This is a genomic window from Dietzia sp. NPDC055340 (genome assembly GCF_053645335.1).
On the sequence record NZ_JBSHML010000012.1, the window covers coordinates 101,405 to 117,951 of the forward strand.

16 protein-coding genes are annotated in these 16,547 nt (G+C 69.6%); 5 read left to right on the forward strand and 11 right to left on the reverse strand.

Annotated features, from left to right (window positions below):
• Nucleotides 1–105: 105 nt before the first annotated feature.
• From ftsX to prfB, 5 genes are all read right to left on the reverse strand, one after another.
• A complete protein-coding gene (gene ftsX / locus ACWIFB_RS10835; protein ID WP_230930304.1) occupies nt 106–1,008 on the reverse strand; it encodes a permease-like cell division protein FtsX in 903 nt (300 codons plus the stop codon).
• Nucleotides 1,008–1,697 carry a cell division ATP-binding protein FtsE gene (gene ftsE, locus ACWIFB_RS10840; RefSeq protein ID WP_454058242.1) on the reverse strand — a complete coding sequence of 230 codons (690 nt, stop codon included), beginning with the start codon at nt 1,695–1,697 and terminating at the stop codon, nt 1,008–1,010. Before ftsE ends, ftsX begins: the two co-directional genes overlap by 1 nt.
• A 202-nt stretch (nt 1,698–1,899) precedes the next feature.
• Complete coding sequence (locus tag ACWIFB_RS10845; RefSeq protein ID WP_454058243.1) at nt 1,900–2,502, reverse strand: hypothetical protein; 603 nt, start codon at nt 2,500–2,502, stop codon at nt 1,900–1,902.
• Complete coding sequence (locus ACWIFB_RS10850; RefSeq protein WP_454058244.1) at nt 2,502–3,398, reverse strand: mechanosensitive ion channel family protein; 897 nt, start codon at nt 3,396–3,398, stop codon at nt 2,502–2,504. The genes ACWIFB_RS10845 and ACWIFB_RS10850 overlap by 1 nt, the downstream gene beginning before the upstream one ends.
• Complete coding sequence (gene prfB, locus ACWIFB_RS10855) at nt 3,395–4,516, reverse strand: peptide chain release factor 2 (protein ID WP_230930300.1); 1,122 nt, start codon at nt 4,514–4,516, stop codon at nt 3,395–3,397. Before prfB ends, ACWIFB_RS10850 begins: the two co-directional genes overlap by 4 nt.
• Before the next feature lie 167 nt (nt 4,517–4,683).
• Here prfB and ACWIFB_RS10860 point away from each other — a divergent pair, with 167 nt between their 5' ends.
• The 3 genes from ACWIFB_RS10860 (at nt 4,684) to ACWIFB_RS10870 (ending at nt 8,272) form a co-directional block, all read left to right on the forward strand.
• Nucleotides 4,684–5,493, forward strand: coding sequence for an inositol monophosphatase family protein (locus ACWIFB_RS10860; RefSeq protein ID WP_454058245.1), 810 nt, complete (start codon nt 4,684–4,686; stop codon nt 5,491–5,493).
• 117 nt (nt 5,494–5,610) lie between these two features.
• On the forward strand, nt 5,611–7,017 hold the full coding sequence (locus ACWIFB_RS10865; RefSeq protein WP_454058246.1) for an acyl-CoA dehydrogenase family protein: 1,407 nt from the start codon (nt 5,611–5,613) through the stop codon (nt 7,015–7,017).
• Between the two features lie 49 nt (nt 7,018–7,066).
• Complete coding sequence (locus ACWIFB_RS10870; protein ID WP_230930297.1) at nt 7,067–8,272, forward strand: acyl-CoA dehydrogenase family protein; 1,206 nt, start codon at nt 7,067–7,069, stop codon at nt 8,270–8,272.
• Between the two features lie 180 nt (nt 8,273–8,452).
• On the opposite strand, the gene ACWIFB_RS10875 is transcribed toward ACWIFB_RS10870, so the two are convergent.
• Together ACWIFB_RS10875 and ACWIFB_RS10880 are read right to left on the reverse strand one after the other, a co-directional pair.
• A complete protein-coding gene (locus ACWIFB_RS10875; RefSeq protein WP_452099264.1) occupies nt 8,453–9,163 on the reverse strand; it encodes a peptidase S1 in 711 nt (236 codons plus the stop codon).
• 132 nt (nt 9,164–9,295) lie between these two features.
• Nucleotides 9,296–9,910 (reverse strand): TetR/AcrR family transcriptional regulator, encoded by a 615-nt coding sequence (locus ACWIFB_RS10880; RefSeq protein WP_454058247.1) that lies wholly within the window; start codon nt 9,908–9,910, stop codon nt 9,296–9,298.
• Nucleotides 9,911–10,053: 143 nt separating this feature from the next.
• Between ACWIFB_RS10880 and ACWIFB_RS10885 the strand changes: the two genes are divergently transcribed.
• A complete protein-coding gene (locus tag ACWIFB_RS10885) occupies nt 10,054–11,214 on the forward strand; it encodes an acyl-CoA dehydrogenase family protein (protein WP_452099262.1) in 1,161 nt (386 codons plus the stop codon).
• Between the two features lie 96 nt (nt 11,215–11,310).
• Here ACWIFB_RS10885 and ACWIFB_RS10890 read toward each other — a convergent pair whose 3' ends face one another.
• The 4 genes from ACWIFB_RS10890 to ACWIFB_RS10905 form a co-directional block, all read right to left on the reverse strand.
• Nucleotides 11,311–12,483, reverse strand: coding sequence for an FAD-dependent oxidoreductase (locus ACWIFB_RS10890; RefSeq protein WP_454058248.1), 1,173 nt, complete (start codon nt 12,481–12,483; stop codon nt 11,311–11,313).
• 46 nt (nt 12,484–12,529) lie between these two features.
• Nucleotides 12,530–13,342 carry an enoyl-CoA hydratase/isomerase family protein gene (locus tag ACWIFB_RS10895; protein ID WP_452099260.1) on the reverse strand — a complete coding sequence of 271 codons (813 nt, stop codon included), beginning with the start codon at nt 13,340–13,342 and terminating at the stop codon, nt 12,530–12,532.
• A 12-nt stretch (nt 13,343–13,354) separates the two neighbouring features.
• A complete protein-coding gene (locus ACWIFB_RS10900) occupies nt 13,355–14,827 on the reverse strand; it encodes an aldehyde dehydrogenase (protein ID WP_454058249.1) in 1,473 nt (490 codons plus the stop codon).
• Between the two features lie 165 nt (nt 14,828–14,992).
• A complete protein-coding gene (locus ACWIFB_RS10905) occupies nt 14,993–16,090 on the reverse strand; it encodes an NAD(P)-dependent alcohol dehydrogenase (RefSeq protein WP_454058250.1) in 1,098 nt (365 codons plus the stop codon).
• A 260-nt stretch (nt 16,091–16,350) separates the two neighbouring features.
• On the opposite strand from ACWIFB_RS10905, the gene ACWIFB_RS10910 reads away from it, so the two are divergent.
• Nucleotides 16,351–16,547, forward strand: a 197-nt coding sequence (locus ACWIFB_RS10910) for an IS1/IS1595 family N-terminal zinc-binding domain-containing protein (RefSeq protein WP_454058251.1), incomplete at its 3' end; no start/stop codon positions are given.

Below are 16,547 nucleotides of genomic sequence, written 5' to 3' on the forward strand. Positions count from 1 at the left end.
GGCTCACCTCCTGGTTTTCCGCGGTCGGGCAGACCCCACAGTGTAGATGAGCAGGCTCTCGGAGCAGTAGCTACCCCGAGACAGGACCTGCCTCGCCGGCGCGGGTCAGTGCCGGACGGACAGCCGCAGCGTCACCATGGCGGTCACCGCCGAGACCACGGCACCGGCCACCACCAGAACCGGGGCGAGCAGCAGGATGTCCGAGGTGGTGATGCGTTCGATCAGGTTGGCGCGGTAGGCCTCCGCGAGCACCCGGTCAAGGAAGACGCTCTTCGCCCCGAGCAGGCCGCCCACGGCCAGCACCGACCCGATCAGCGAGGCGACCACGGCCTCGAGGACGAACGGCAGATCGGTGTACAGACGACTCGCGCCGACCAGTCGCATGATCCCCACCGCCGTGCGGCGGGTGAACGCGGCGATCTGCGTCATGTTGGCGATGAGCAGCACGGTGGCCAGCAACTGGACCACGGCGATGGTGAACGCCGCGTTGCGGATCCCGTCGAGAATCGAGAAGACCCGCCCGACCAGTTCGCCCTGCCCCTGCACGACCTCGATGCCCTCCACCTCGGCCAGGCTCGCGGCCACGGACTCCGCTCGCGTCGGATCGGCCAGCGTGAGGGTGAATCGCGAACCGAGTGCGTCCGGCGAGGTCGACTCGACCAGCACCGGGTCGGTGGAGGCGAACAACTCGACGAACTCCGAGTAGGTCTCGTCCGGGTTCTTGTATTCCACGGACGCGACACCGTCGGTCGCCTCGAGCTCCTCCCGGATCGTGGCGCATTCCGCTTCGCAGCCCGGGTCCTCTGCGGAGATCGACCGGTCCACGTAGACGCGGAACTCGTTGAGGTAGTCGTACTTGGCCTGGCTCGCCGACGCGGTCATCACGACGAGCACGCCGGCGCCCAGCATCCCCAGCGCCACCGCGGTGGTGATGATCATGGCCAGCGTCATGGACAGGTTCCGCCGCAGCCCCTGGGCGACCTCGGAGGCGATGAACTTCGCGGCCATCATCGATCAACCCCGTAGGTCCCGCGGGCGTCGTCGCGCACGACCTCACCGTCGACGAGTTCCACGACCCGCCGCCGCGACCGGTCCACGATGTGTCGGTCGTGGGTGGCCATCAGCACCGTGGTCCCCATCCTGTTGATCCTGTCGAGCAGGAGCATGATGTCCTCGCTGGTCTCCGGGTCGAGGTTCCCGGTCGGTTCGTCCGCCAGCAGCAGCAGCGGCCGGTTGACGAACGCGCGCGCGATCGCGACGCGCTGCTGCTCGCCTCCGGACAGCTCGTGCGGCCGCCGGTTGGCCTTGTTGCCGAGCCCCACCATGTCGAGGGTCTCGGGCACCACCTTGTCGATGGCCTGGCGGGACTTGCCGATCACCTGCAGGGCGAACGCAACGTTCTCGGCGACGGTCTTGCCCTGCAGCAACCGGAAGTCCTGGAACACGACGCCGAGAGAGCGCCGCAGCAGCGGAACGTTCGACGGCTTCATCCGAACGAGATCGTGGCCGGCGACGGCGAGTGAGCCGGTGTCCGGCTTGTCCTCCCGCAACAGCAGCCGCAGGAACGTGGACTTGCCGGAGCCGGACGCGCCGATGAGGAACGCGAACTCGCCCTTGTCGATCTCCACGCTCACGTCAGACAGAGCCGGGCGCGCCGATGACGCGTACGACTTGGTCACATGAGAAGCACTGATCACACGCGTAGCCTAGCGCCACATCCGTCACACGCCACCCCCCGGCGGGAGAAACTCGTCTCTGGTGCCGGAGACGTCAGGACGACGAGCCCCGCCGCGCGAGGGACGTCGGCGAGCTGTCACCGCTGCGCCACTGGCCATGTGACGACGACGACGCCACCGCACGGGCAATCATCACGGGACGCGGGCAGGCCCCGGACAGCTGCTACTGCGCCGGGACCTGCGTCTGCGGCTGGGGCAGCTGGGGTTGCTGTGGTTGCTGCCCCTGCGGTGCCTGTGTGACCCCCGGTGCCGACTGCTGGGGCTGCTGCCCGTCGGTGCCCTGAGCGCCCGTTCCCTGCCCCGGCTCGACCAGACGCGAATCTCTCGGCACGGACGTCTGCGGAGTGCCGGTCCCGGAAGTCTCCGCGGCGTCGGTCGTCGCTGTGGGCTCGGTCGACTGGTCTGTGGGTGACGGATCGGCCGTCTCGGTGGCGTCGGTCCGCGTGGTCTCGGACTGCGTGGTCTCCGACTGGGTGGGGGCCGGCCGGGGCGGCGAGTTGATCGCGACGACCGGGTCCTGACGCACGAAGCTGTACAGCGCCGCGATGAGGACGAACGCGACGAGCAGGACCAGGGTGGAACGCGACATCGTGAAGAACTCGATCACCACGGACAGCCACTCGGGGCGGGCCCGGTGCCGGGCCGCGTGCGACTGGGCGTGCTGGCCGGGAGCCGACTGCTCGGCATCGTCGACGGAGGAATAGCTGACGGACGTGTGGTCGGCCATCTCGGGTTCGTCGGGGACGTCACTCGGCTTCTCGGACATCAACTGTCCCCCTCCCCGTCGTCGGGTCGCACCATTCCGGCGCGGATCGCGGCCATCGCCTCCGGTTCCAGCACGATGCCCTCCTGGCGGAACCGGCGCAGGATCACCGCGCGCATGCGGCGCCCTACCTCCCACTGCATCCCGGGCTTGGTGCGGGCGAGGAGACGGAGCACGGTCTGCTCGAGTTTGATGGACTGGACGCCCATGACGCTCGGCTCGTCGAGGATGTAGACGCCCACCTCGTCGTCGTGCACGATGTCGCGACAGACCTGGGCGAGGATGTCGTGCGCTTCGTCCATGTCAGCGCTGTTGGGAACCGGCACGTCGACGATCGCGCGCGCCCAGTCCTGGGACTGGTTGACTGCGGTGACGATCTGCCCGTTGGGCACGATGACCGCCTCGCCGTCCAACGTTCGCAGGCGGGTCACGCGCAACGTGACGTCCTCGACGGTGCCCGCCGCGACACCGGTCGAGGTGGTGAGCTCCACGATGTCGCCGTAACCGTACTGACGTTCGGCGAGCGCGAAGAAACCGGCGAGGAAGTCCTGGACCACCCGCTGGGCGCCGAAGCCCAGCGCCGCACCCAGCACGGTGGCCGGCGCGACCAGCGTGACGAGGTTGACACCGAACCTCAGCAGGATCTGGATCCCGAAGACAACGTAGAGCACACCGATCGCGACATAGGAGACCACCTGGACCACCGAGTGGAGATGCTTCGAACGCTCCGACCACAGTTCCTTGTCGGCGTTCTCCGCATCGATCCGGGCCAGCCACATCCGGCCGGCCTTGCCGATGGCCCTCGTGAGCAGGGCCGCACCCAGGACGAGGAGGACGACCTCGAGTCCCTGGTTACTGAGCCAGTCGAGAATCCCACTGAAGTCGGTGCGTAGCCTCACTCGGCGCCGGCCCCCTCCCGCATCCGCCAACGGATACCGGCCTCGATGAAGCCTCCGATCTCCCCGTCGAGCACCGAGGACGGGTTGTTGACCTCGTACTCGGTCCGCAGGTCCTTGACCATCTGGTACGGGTGCAGCACGTACGAGCGCATCTGGTTACCCCAGGACGCGTTGCCCCCGGCACCGAGGGCGTCCATCGCGGCGCGCTCCTCCTGGCGCTTGCGCTCGAGCAGCTTGGCCTGCAGCACCTTCATCGCCGCCACCTTGTTCTGCAGCTGCGACTTCTCGTTCTGACAGGTCACCACGATCCCCGTGGGGACGTGGGTGAGACGGACCGCCGAGTCGGTGGTGTTGACCGACTGACCACCCGGGCCCGAGGAACGGTAGACGTCAACCCGGACGTCGTTCTCCGGGACCTCGATCGAGTCCACCGTCTCCACCACCGGCAGCACCTCGACCTCGGCGAACGAGGTCTGGCGGCGGCCCTGGTTGTCGAACGGGGAGATCCGCACGAGGCGGTGCGTGCCCTGCTCGACCGACAGCGTGCCGTACATGTAGGGGTCCCGCACGACGAAGGTGGCCGACTTGATGCCGGCCTCCTCCGCGTACGAGGTGTCGTACACCTCGACCTTGTGCCCGGCCTTCTCGGCCCAGCGGATGTACATCCGCATCAGCATCTCGGCGAAGTCCGCGGCGTCAATGCCGCCGGCGCCGGCGCGGATGTTGACCACGGCCTCACGCTGGTCGTACTCGCCGCTGAGCATCGTCTTGACCTCCATGGCCTCGACGTCCTCACGCAGGGCGGCACGCTCGGAATCCGCCTCCTCGACGGCCGAGGAATCCCCCTCCGCCTGAGCCTCGTCCGCGAGCTCGTACATGAGCGGCAGGTCCTCGATCCGCTGACGCAGATCGCGGCACCGGCGGAGGTCGGCCTGCACATAGGACAACTCGCTGGTGACCTTCTGGGCCCGGTCCTGGTCGTTCCACAGGTCGGGGTCGGCGGCCATCTGCTCGAGCTCATCGACCCGTCGGGCGAGCTCCTCGATGTCGAGGACCTTCTCGACTGTGGTCATGGTGGCGTCGAGGGCGGCGATATCAGCGGAGACGTCAGGATGCACGGTATCCAACTCTACGCGGCCCGGACGTCTTCTCGCGTTCGCACACCCGTCTCCCACCCGTGACCCGCCCCACGTCCGATCGTCGCCCGGCGGGGGTAGCGTCGGGTCCGGACGCCCGCTGCCGCCCGAGGTCAGCGGGCCGACACGGCCCCCAGCGGAGGTAGCTCATGGCAATCGACACCCGCACTCCCCGACATACGCCCGACACGTCATCCGCGGAGATGACCGACGCGGACCTGGCGGCCCGCCTCGTCGTCGACGCCGGCGCGCTGGCCCGACGCCTGCGCGAGGACGGCCTCGACGTCCACCACAAGACCTCCGTCTCGGACGTGGTCACCCAGGCGGACAACGCCGCCGAGCGCCACATCACCGACCTACTCGCGCGACACCGCCCCGACGACGGTGTCCTCGGCGAGGAGGGCACCCTCGTCGCCGGAAGCCACGATCGGCGCTGGGCCGTCGACCCCGTCGACGGCACCTACAACTTCGTCAACGGCTCGGACTACTGGTGCTCGGCCGTGGCCCTGACCGGCCCCGACGACTACCTGCTCGGAGCCGTCCACCGCCCCGTCACCGGCGACACGTTCGTCGGTGGCTCCGACGTCCCCACGCGCCGCAACGGCGTGCCCGTCTCCCGCCTGGCCCCCGGCGATCTCGCCGCGGGCAGCCTCGCCACCTACCTACACCCGCCGTTCTTCGACGACCCCGACCTGGCCGACCCCTTCCACCGCGTCAGCCGGGGCGCGGCGACCATCCGGATGCTCGGCTCCGGCTCGGTCGATCTCGCCTCGGTCGCCTGCGGCGTCCACACGGTATGGGCCCAGCACTCCTGCCCGGAATGGGACTGGCTGCCCGGCCGCGCCCTCGTCGAGGGCGCCGGCGGCAGCTGCACGACCGTCGAGGTCAACGGGTACGACTGGTTTGTCGCCGGACGCCCCGGTGCGGTCGAACAGGCCGTGTCGCTCCTACGCGGCTGACCTCGCCTTCTCATCCTCTCGGGAGCGGGTTCGGGGGAAGGTCTGGCGCTCGTAACTTACTGCGGAGTAAGGTCTCCATCGACCACACCTTCCACTCCGTCACGAGAACAGCTGGTGATGATGAGCAAGAACTCCACGACCCCGTCCGCGACCGGGCGCGGTGAGAACTCCACACCGGGCCTGAACCCGACCAGGATCGACGCGATCGGTGCCGCCATGCGCGCACTCACGACCATCACCGGGTCCGAGTTCGCCGAGCGCTTCGGTCTTCGACAGAAGGTCGACCGGGTCACCTACGAGGCCACCAGGACCGGCTTCAAGACCCTCGGCGCCGCGACCAAGTCGTTCAAGAAGGTCTCCGGCGGCGGCGCCCCCAAGCGCCTGCCCGACGCCGACACCGGCTCGCGCACCGACCTGTTCGACCTGACGCTCGAGGACGAGCAGCAGATGATCGCCGAAACCGTGCGCGATTTCGCCGCCGAGGTCCTCCGGCCGGCCGCCCACGACGCCGATGCCGCCGCCGAGGCCCCCGCCTCGCTGCTGGAGCGCTCGGCCGAGATCGGCGCCACCATGCTGAACGTGCCCGAGGAGTTCGACGGCATCGCCTCCGAGCGCGGAGTGGTGACCAACTCGCTGGTCGCCGAGGCCCTCGCCTACGGAGACATGGGGCTCGCACTGCCGATCCTCGCCCCGTCCGGCGTGGCCACCACCCTGACCCAGTTCGGCTCCGACGCGCAGCAGAAGTCCTACCTGCCAGCGTTCGCCTCCGAGAAGGTCCCGGCCGCCGCCGTCGTGGTGACCGAGCCGCGTCCGCTGTTCGACCCGTTCGCACTCGCCACCACCGCCACGCGCGTCGCCGGCGGCTTCACCCTCAACGGCGTGAAGTCGATGGTGCCCACCGCCGGCAGCGCCGAGCTCTTCATCATCGCCGCGACCCTGGACGGCGCGCCGACGTTCTTCGTCGTCGAGTCCGACACGGACGGCCTGGTCATCGAGGCCGATCCGTCGATGGGTCTGCGCGCCGGCGGCCTGGGCCGGATCGTCCTCACCGACGTCTCGGTGCCCGCCGACGCCGTTCTGGGCGGCCCGGAGGTATCCGCCGAGGATCGCGCCAACGCCTACGCCGACGTCATCCGGCTGTCGCGTCTGGGCTGGGCCTCCCTCGCCGTGGGCACCTCCCACGCGGTGCTCGACTACGTCACCCCGTACGTCAAGGAGCGTCAGGCGTTCGGCGAGCCCATCGCGCACCGTCAGGCTGTCGCGTTCGCGGTGGCCGACATGGCCACCGAGCTCGACGGAATGCGGCTGGTCACCTGGCGCGGCGCCTCCCGCGCCGAGCAGGGCCTGTCCTTCGCCCGCGAGGCCGCGCTGGCCCGCAAGATCGCGGCCGACAAGGGCATGAAGATCGGCCTCGACGGCGTCCAGCTCCTCGGCGGCCACGGCTTCACCAAGGAACACCCCGTCGAGCGCTGGTACCGCGACCTGCGCGCCGTCGGAGTGGCCGAGGGCGTGGTGGTCCTGTGACCACCCACCGCCCCGCCACCCACCCGACCCGGACCAAGGACTCCACGCGATGATCAACCTCGAACTGCCCAAGAAGCTCCAGGCGGGTGCGAACCAGGCCCGCCAGGTGGCCACACAGATCTTCCGCCCCGTCTCCCGCAAGTACGACCTCGCCGAGCACGAGTACCCCGTCGAGCTGGACACCCTCAAGGCCATGATGGAAGCCATGGAGGACGCCGGCCAGGCCGCCTCCGGCGCCACCATGGGATCCGGCGGCGCCCCCAAGCGGGAGGGTGTGGCCAACGGCGGCAACATGAAGTCGCTGCTCAACATCATCGAGACCTGCTGGGGGGACGTGGGCCTGACCCTGTCGATCCCCCGCCAGGGGCTCGGCAACTCGGCCATCGCCGCGGTGGCCGATGACGAGCAGATGGAGAAGTTCGGCCGCGTGTGGGCCTCCATGGCCATCACCGAGCCCGACTTCGGCTCCGACTCGGCCGCGGTGTCGGCCACCGCCCGACTCGACGGCGACGAGTACGTCATCAACGGCACCAAGATCTTCGTCACCTCCGGTGAACGCGCCGACCACATCGTCGTGTGGGCCACCCTCGACAAGAGCAAGGGCCGCGCCGCCATCAAGTCGTTCGTCGTGCCGCGGGACCACCCCGGCGTCTCGGTCGACCGGCTCGAGCACAAGCTCGGCATCCGTGCCTCCGACACCGCCCAGATCTCGTTCACCGACTGCCGGGTCCCCAAGGAGAATCTCCTGGGCGATCCGGAGATCCGCGTGGACAAGGGCTTCGCCGGCGCCATGCAGACCTTCGACAACACCCGTCCGCTCGTGGCCGGGATGGCCGTGGGTGTGGCGCGTGCCGCGCTCGAGGAGATCCGCACGCTCCTCGAGGAGGCCGGGCTGGAGATCGATTACGACCGTCCCGCCACCAGCCAGCCCGCCGCCGTGGCCAAGTACCTCGAGCTCGAAGCCGATTGGGAGGCGTCCTACCTCCTCACGCTGCGCGCGGCCTGGATGGCGGACAACAAGATGCCCAACACCAAGGAGGCATCGATGTGTAAGGCCAAGGCCGGGCGAACCGGCTCCGCCGTCACCCTCGGCGCGGTCGAGTTGGCCGGCACGTACGGCTACTCCGAGCGCAGCTTCCTGGAGAAGTGGTCGCGAGACTCCAAGATCCTCGACATCTTCGAGGGCACGCAGCAGATCCAGCAGCTGGTGATCGCGCGTCGCATCCTGGACCTGTCGAGCGCCGAGCTCAAGTGAGCTGACGCGGGCGCCCGCCCGCATCCAGATCGCAGAACGCCCCCACGGACCACGAGTCCGTGGGGGCGTTCCCCGTTCGGCGCTCGGCGTTCGACGTGAAGGCGCTCGCTGCAGGCGCCTCAGACGCGAAGACCCGGCACCGTGAGTCCGGTGCCGGGTCCTGGCGGTTCCGCGGACGTGTCAGGCCATCTGGAAGCCCTGGCCGGGCCAGCCGCGGGCCGTGGCATCGTCGACGATCGCGTCGAACGAATAGCCGAGGGCCGGCAGGAAGAACGGCGACTGGGCGGGGTGGACGCACGACGGCAGGATCGGGCCGACGCTTCCGACCGCACCGGCGGCCGGGGGCATGTGGCCACCGGAGACCAGACCCACCAGACGGCCGTCATGGGTGATGGGACCGCCGGAATCGCCGTAACCGGCGCACGCCTGGCTCCAGAACCGAACGCCCTCACGCTGCCACGTGATGCCGCAGGTGTGCCCGGTCGACAGTCCGTCCTTGCAGACGATGTCGCCGAACTGCGGCGCCGGCCCGCGGCCCGTGACGCCCTGCTGTCGCACCGGGAAGGCGGTGCCCGGGTTCAGGCGGATCACCGAGTAGTCGAGGATCTCGTTGCGGGTGACGATGGTGCCGATCACGCCGGCGCCCTCGTTGCCCTTGAGGATGACCGGGGAATCGATACGGTCACTGCAGTGGGCAGCGGTGAACGCGACCGGCGCGCCGGTGGAATCGAACCCCGCGGCGGTGATCGTGCAGCCCGCCGTTCCGCCGACGAGGACGGGCGTGCCGCCTCCGACCGGGGCCGCAGCCTGTGCCGCGGCAGGAGCGACCAGGGCGGTGGCGCCGGCCATCACGGTCGCCGCGGCGAACCGCGCCAGACGGGTGAACCTCATGAGCGTGTCCTTCCCACCCCGGCCGAAATGACGGGGTCTACGCTCCCGACAGCGTAGCGGCAGGTCGGCCGGTATGCACAGCGCACAGCGTCACTCCGTCCCGCTACCTCCGTCTGACAACCGCTGCGGGTGTCACGAACCCTCGACGGTGATCCGGATCGTCGGCCGCAGTGCCGGGTCGCCGTCGATGTGCGCCCAGATGGCGGAGACCACCGGCTCGAGGAACAACTCCCCGACCTGACCCATGAGGGTTCGTACGACCTGCACCTTGTCCGAGCTGCGCGTGGACGCCAGGCCCTCGGTGCGCAGCCCCTCCACCACGCGGGTGGTGAGGTCCACGATCGCCTCGAGCAGCGGTCCGCCGCGTCCGTCCGGTTCGAGGAGCGCCCGGTTGAGGTACTGCACGATCACGGGGTTCCGCTCGAGCATCTCGCGGACCGCCGCGTCGCGGGCCGCCACGACAGCCGCGGCCGGCCCCGAGTGGTCGACGGTCGCCAGTGTCTGGACCACGCTCTCCACCACCACCTCGTCCACAGCCCGTCGGAGCCCGTCCTTGGTCCCGAAGTGGTGCTGGATGAGGCCGATCGTCACCCCGACCTCCGCGGCGACCCTACGCATGGAGACGCGGTCCTCGCCGTACTCCGCGTACAGCTCCAGGGCGGCCCGGCGGATCCGCGACCGCGCGGTGGCATCTCCGGCGGCGGCGCTCGTCCAGGAAGCCGCCTGCTCGGCTTCGTCCCCGGCCACGGTCCCCACCTCGTCTCCCCTGTGTGTCCCGGCGCCGACGGCGCCACTCGCACACCGACCATACACTTGCATGCCATGCAGTTGTATAGTGGCGGCAGTCAAGGCCGCAACGGCCCCGATACGCATCACTCTGGAGCCGCCCCGTGTTCGAGCCCGCCCCCTTCCGCTCCCCCTGGATGACCGAGGACCTGGACGCTCTGCGCGCCCACACCCGGGCATTCCTCGAGAAGGAGACCGTCCCTAACCTCGAGCGCTGGGCCGAGCAGGGCGCCGTGGACCGCGAGTTCTGGAACAAGGCCGGCGACGCGGGCCTGCTGTGCATCTCGATCCCCGAGGAGTACGGCGGGGGCGGCGGCACCTTCGCCCACGAGGCGGTCATCGCCGAGGAGCAGACCCGCGCACTGGACGACGGCTGGGGAAACTCGGTCCACTCGACGATCGTGGCGCACTACATCCTCCAGTACGGCACGGAGGAGCAGAAGCAGCGTTGGCTGCCCAAGCTCGCCACCGGCGAGATGGTCGGCGCGATCGCCATGACCGAGCCGGGCGCCGGATCCGATCTGCAGGCGCTGCGCACCACCGCCACCCGTGACGGTGACAGCTTCGTGGTCAACGGTTCCAAGACCTTCATCTCCAACGGCATGCACGCCGACCTGGTCATCATCGTGGCCCGCACCGGCGGCGAGGGCGCCCAGGGACTGTCCCTGGTGGTCGCCGAGACCGCCGACCTGCCCGGGTTCGATCGCGGCCGCAAACTCGACAAGATCGGCCTGAAGTACCAGGACACGATGGAGCTGTTCTTCAACGACATGCGCGTGCCCGCCGGCGACATCCTCGGCGGCGAGGCCGGCGAGAGCCAGGGCTTCATCCAGCTCATGCAGCAACTGGGCCAGGAACGCCTCATCATCGCCGTGACCGCCGTGGCCGCCGCCGAGACCGCGGTCCGGCTGGCCACCGAGTACGCCAAGGATCGCGAGGCGTTCGGCAAGCCGATCCTCAAGTTCCAGAACCTGCGCTTCGAGCTGGCCGAGTGCAAGACCGAGGCCATGGCCGCCCGCACGCTGCTCGACCACTGCATCGGCCTGCACCTGCGGGGCGAGCTGGACCCGGCCACCGCCTCCATGGCCAAGTACTACTGCACCGACAAGCAGTGCGAGATCATCGACCGCAGCCTGCAGGTCTTCGGCGGCTACGGCTTCATGACCGAGTACCCGATCGCCCGCATGTACGCCTCGGCGCGCGTGCAGAAGATCTACGGCGGCACGAACGAGATCATGAAGGAACTGATCTCGCGCACTCTCTGATCCCTCCCTTCGCCCGCCAGAGCCGCTGCCCGGCTGCACGGTCCGCTTCCCGCCATCGGGGAGCGCATCGCCCAGCCGGGTAGTGGATCTGCTACGTCAGGGGCGGGTGTCGGCGACGATCGCGCGTACGGCGTCACGGCCCGCCCGGTTGGCGCCCACGGTCGACTGGGACGGGCCGTAGCCGATCAGGAAGAGTCTGGGCTCGTCGAGCGCCCGCCCGGAGTCCACGCGGATCCCGCCCTCGGGGGTCCGCAGGCCGAGAGGCGCGAGGTGCGCCACCGCCGGCCGGAACCCGGTCGCCCAGAGGATGACGTCCGCCTCCTCGAGCCGCCCGTCCGGCATCCGGACGCCGTCGGGCTCGATGCGGGTGAACATGGGGTGGCGCACCAGGACACCGCGCGCCTCGGCCCGTTCGATCCAGGGGCCGCGGAACTGGCCGGTCACGCTGATCACGCTCTCCGGCGGCAGCCCCCGGCGGGTCCGGTCGGCGACACGGTCGATCGCGGCCGAGAAGTTCGCGGGCGCGGGCCCGGTCTCCCACTCGATGGGGCGGCGGGTCACCCAGAACGTGTCGGCGACCAGCGAGATCTCCTCCAGCAGCTGCGTGGCCGAGATACCAGCGCCCACGATCACCACCCGCTGGCCGGCGAACTCCTCAGCGGCGACGTAGTCGTGGACGTGGAGTTGGCGGCCGCGGAACGTCTCCTGGCCCGGGTAGCGGGGCCAGAACGGCCGGGACCAGGTGCCGGTGGCGTTGATGACGTGCCCCGCCGCCCAACGCTCGGCGCCGGAGCCGGAGCCGGAGCCGCCGGGGCGGTCCGTGCCGGCGTGGATGTCCGAGCCGTGTTCCGCGACGACGACGAGGTGCTCCCCCGCCCCGCCATCGGGCCCGTCACCGCCCCGCCGTACCGATCTGACCCGGACCGGCCGCCGGACGTCCAGGTCGAAGTACTTCTCGTAGTCGGCGAAGTAGGCGGGCAGTGCCCAGCGACTCGGGACGGTTCGGTCGACGCCCGGGACGGCCATCCCGGGCAGTTCGAAGATTCCGTTGACGGTGGCCATGGTGAGTGATTCCCACCGGTGCCGCCAGGCGCCGCCGGGGCCGTCCTCGGCGTCCAGCACCACGAAGGTGCGCTCCCCCGGCCTCGCCCGGCCCACCGGCACGAAGTCCCGCCGCTTCAGGTGGTAGGCGGCCGCGAGTCCGGCCTGGCCTGCGCCGATCACCACCACGTCGACCGGGCGGGGCGCGGGCGGGTGCGAGGTGGTCACCCCGCCATCCTGGCCCACCCGGGCCGCCCGGGGACTCTCCTGCCGGTCAGGCGCCGTCCGGCAACGAGGTGAAGTCGGGCTTTCGACCCTCGGCGAATGCCGCCAACGCCTCCGAGTTCGCGGGTCCACCGAGCAATTCCGCGAACATCCGGTTCTCCCGCTGCCGCGCCTCGGTGACCTGGCGGGCGATCGGCTCGGTCATCGCCTTCTTGACCGCGCGCAAGCTCGAGACCGGCAGCGCGGCCAGGCGGGTGGCGTGCGAGGTGGCCTCGGCCATCAACTCCTCCGGCGCGCACAGCCGCCAGACCAGACCCATCTCGTGCGCCTCCTCGGCCGAGATCCACTCCGAGGACAGCAGCACCCAGGCGGCGTTCTGGTGGCCGACGAGCCGCGGGATCAGGTAGCTCGAAGCGGCCTCAGGAGCCACTCCGAGACTGGTGAAGGGGCACTTGAGCCGGGCCCCCTCGGCCATGAAGGCCAGATCCACGAACCCGAGCAGGGTCACCCCGATGCCCAGGCCGAGACCGTTGACCGCCGCGACGAGGGGCTTGTCGAACGCGATCAGCGCGTCCACCAGGAGGTTGAAGCCGTGTTCCTCGGTGCTCGCTTCGGCGTCGGCCCCCGGGACGGCCACCTGCTCGGCCAGTTCCATCAGATCCGTCCCGGCGCTGAACGCCCGGCCTGTGCCGGTGAGCAGGACGACCGCGACCGTCGGATCGACCGCGGCGTCACGGAGTGCGGCGGCCACGGCGGTGTACAGGGCGCCGTTGAAGGCGTTGAGCGCCTCGGGGCGGTTCATGGTGAGCGTGCGGACACGGTCCGCGTCGTGCACCTCGAGAATGTCGGCGTGCGTGGTCACGTGGAGAGCTCCTCAGCTGTCGGCGCCCGGGACGGGCTCTCCGAGGTAGACGGACTTGAGTTCGGTGTACTGCGCGAGCCCCTCGGGTCCGAACTCGCGGCCCACGCCTGAGGCCTTGAATCCGCCGAACGGTGCGGCGAAATCCATGGTGTACGTGTTGACGCCGTAGGTGCCGGTCCGCACGCGGCGGGCCACGCCCAGACCCGCGTCGCGGTCACCGGTCCACACCGTGCCCGCGAGGCCGTAGTCGGAGTCGTTGGCGATGCGCACGGCGTCGTCGACGTCGTCGTAGGCGATCACCGACAGGACCGGACCGAAGATCTCTTCCTGCGCGATACGCATGGAGTTGTCGACCCCCGCGAACACTGTGGGCCGCACGTACCAGCCGCTCTCCAATCCGTCCGGCCGCCCGGTTCCGCCGGTGAGCAGCCGTGCCCCCTCCTGCCGGCCGATCTCGATGTAGGAGTTGACCCGCTCCTGCTGCCGTCGGGCGACCATCGGGCCGATCTCGGTGGCCGGGTCCAGCGGGTCGCCCACGACCATCGAGCCGATGCCCTCTGCCAATGCCTCGGCGACCTCGTCATGGCGCTCCCGGCTGACCAGCACCCTGGTCTGGGCCACGCACGCCTGGCCGGAGTTCATCACGCCCAGGAACTTCATGCCCTCGACGACGGTCGTCAGGTCGGCGTCGTCGAGAACGATCGCCGCGGACTTGCCGCCCAACTCGAGTGAGCACCTCTTGAGCTGCTCGCCGCAGATCGCGCCGATCTTCCGGCCCGCCTCGGTCGAGCCGGTGAACGCGACCTTGTCGACCCCGGGGTGTCGCACCAGGTGCTCGCCCACCTCGCGGCCGCCGGCGACGATGCTCACCACCCCCTCGGGCACGCCGGCCTCGATGAGCAGGTCGGCGAGTAGATAGCTGTCGAGCGGTGTCTCGGGTGCGGGCTTGACCACGATCGTGCAGCCGGCGAGCAACGCCGGGATGACCTTGGACAGCACCGTGAACTGGGGGACGTTCCACGGTGGGATCGCCGCGACCACGCCGACCGCCTCACGGCGCACCATCACCTCGCCGCCGAGTGCCCCGGCGCGGGTCTCCTCCCAGGGGAACTCGCGCGCGATCTTCGTGAATGCCTCGATCATCATCCAGGGGGCCGGCGCCTGGGCGAGGTTACTGAAGGAGATCGGTGAGCCCATCTCCGTGGAGATCACGGTCGCCATCTCCTCGAGTCGCGCGGCGTACAACGCGGACAGTCGCGCCACCACCTCGATCCGCTCGTCCGGGGTCATCCGTGGCCACGGCCCGTGGTCGAAGGCCTCGCGTGCGGCGGTCACCGCGGCATCGATGTCCGCGACAGAGCCGTCGGGCACCCGGGCGACCACGTCCTCAAAATGAGGGCTGATCACCTCGATCATCGCGTCGGTCTCCGGCCGGCGCCACTGCGTGCCAATCAGCAGGGCGTCGCGGTCGAGTGAGGTGGTCATGGGCTTCTCCTGCCGTCACCGGACGTTCGTCCATCGCATCGGACATGCGGACAGACACCTGTCCACCATAGGAGGTGGCCGCCGTGCGCGGCGCGGTTTCCGGCGGCCGCACCGAGCCGGGCCGCGTCGAGCGGGCCGCAGCGAGGGGCGCAGCGAGTGTGCGCGTCAGAAGACGAGTACGGGTTTGACGACCTTGCCCGCCGCGACGTCCTCGACCGCCTCGTTGATCTGGTCGAAGCGATAGGTGGTGACGAGCGAGCCCAGCGGGAGGTCGCCGGCACGGTACATCCCCAGCAGCTCCGGGATCATGGTCCTGGGATCCGAGTCGCCCTCGATGCAGCCCCGTACGATCTTGCCGTTCTGCATGAGGTCCACCGCGTCGAGCTCGATCTCCGGAGCCCCCAGGCCCACCACGACGAAGGTCCCGCGCGGTGCGAGCGCCCGGACGGCCTGCTTGATGACCTGCGGCACCGCGGTGGTGTCGACCCCAGCGGTCGCCCCGCCACCGGTGAGCTCGCGGATACGCTCGACAAACGACCCGTCGGGCAACTCGGACGGATTGACGCCGACAGCACCGAGACCTGCGGCGGCCTCCAGCCGGGAATCCTTGGTGTCCACGGCGATGATCGTCTGCACTCGCCGAGCTCGGGCCGCGGCGACCGCCGACAGCCCGACCGCCCCGGCGCCGTAGATCACGAGACTCGAGGCCGGATCGGGGTCGATGGTGTTGAGCACCGCGCCGGCGCCCGTCTGGAAACCACAGCCGAACGGGGCGGCTATCGACAGGTCCATGTCGGGGTCGACCACCACGACGTTGTCCGGGGAGGCGATCGTCAGCTCGGAGAAGCTGGACTGGCCGAAGAACGAACCGGCCACGGCCGCGCCGTCGCGGTGGAACGTGGTCGACCCGTCCCCCCGGTAGCCCAGGTAGTTCAGCGCCATGGCCTGCCTGCAGTAGCCGACCTCCCCGGCCTGACAGCGATCGCACTCGCGGCACGAGCGGAAGCTCATCACCACGTGATCGCCCACCTTCACGCCCTGGACATCCGCGCCGACGGCCTCGACGACTCCGGCGCCCTCGTGGCCGAAGACCCGGGGGAACATCTCCTCGGGAAGCATCATCTTCATCGTGATGTCGGTGTGACACAGACCCACGGCCTTGACGCGAACCAGAATCTCGTCGGAGCGGGGCTCGTCGATCTGGAGCTCGGATAGCTGGAAGGGCTGCCCCGGGCCTTCGACGACTGCTGCACGGGTCTTCATGAACGGGGCCTCCGAGTATGGACGCGACAGTGTCGACGGACTTCTGTCTAGACGTCTGTCCACGTTATGGGGCACTCCACCCGGCCACAAGGCTTTCCCTCGCAGGGCGGCAGCGCACCGCGCAGGCGGGTAGGCGTGGGAGGTCCGGCGGCATGGTGGCCGAAGCAGGGTTAAAGGCCAGAATGTGTGTATGGATACCCGGATTTAGTGGGTGTGGCCTGCGGTGATGGTGGGTTGAACATGCTCTGAAAGCATGTTCGGTGTCGGTTACTCGGAATTCCCCGCCGTGTGGTGTATGTGCATCGAAGCAGGTCAGGAACGGCAAAACCAGTTCCGGTCGCACCCGCTGGCGGTGCCGCAATTGTGGTGCGTCAACGACCCAGTCGCGCCCAGATATCTCCCGCAAAGCCGAGCTCGATCAATTCCTGACCTGGCTCCTCGGCGACCGCAGGCCCGA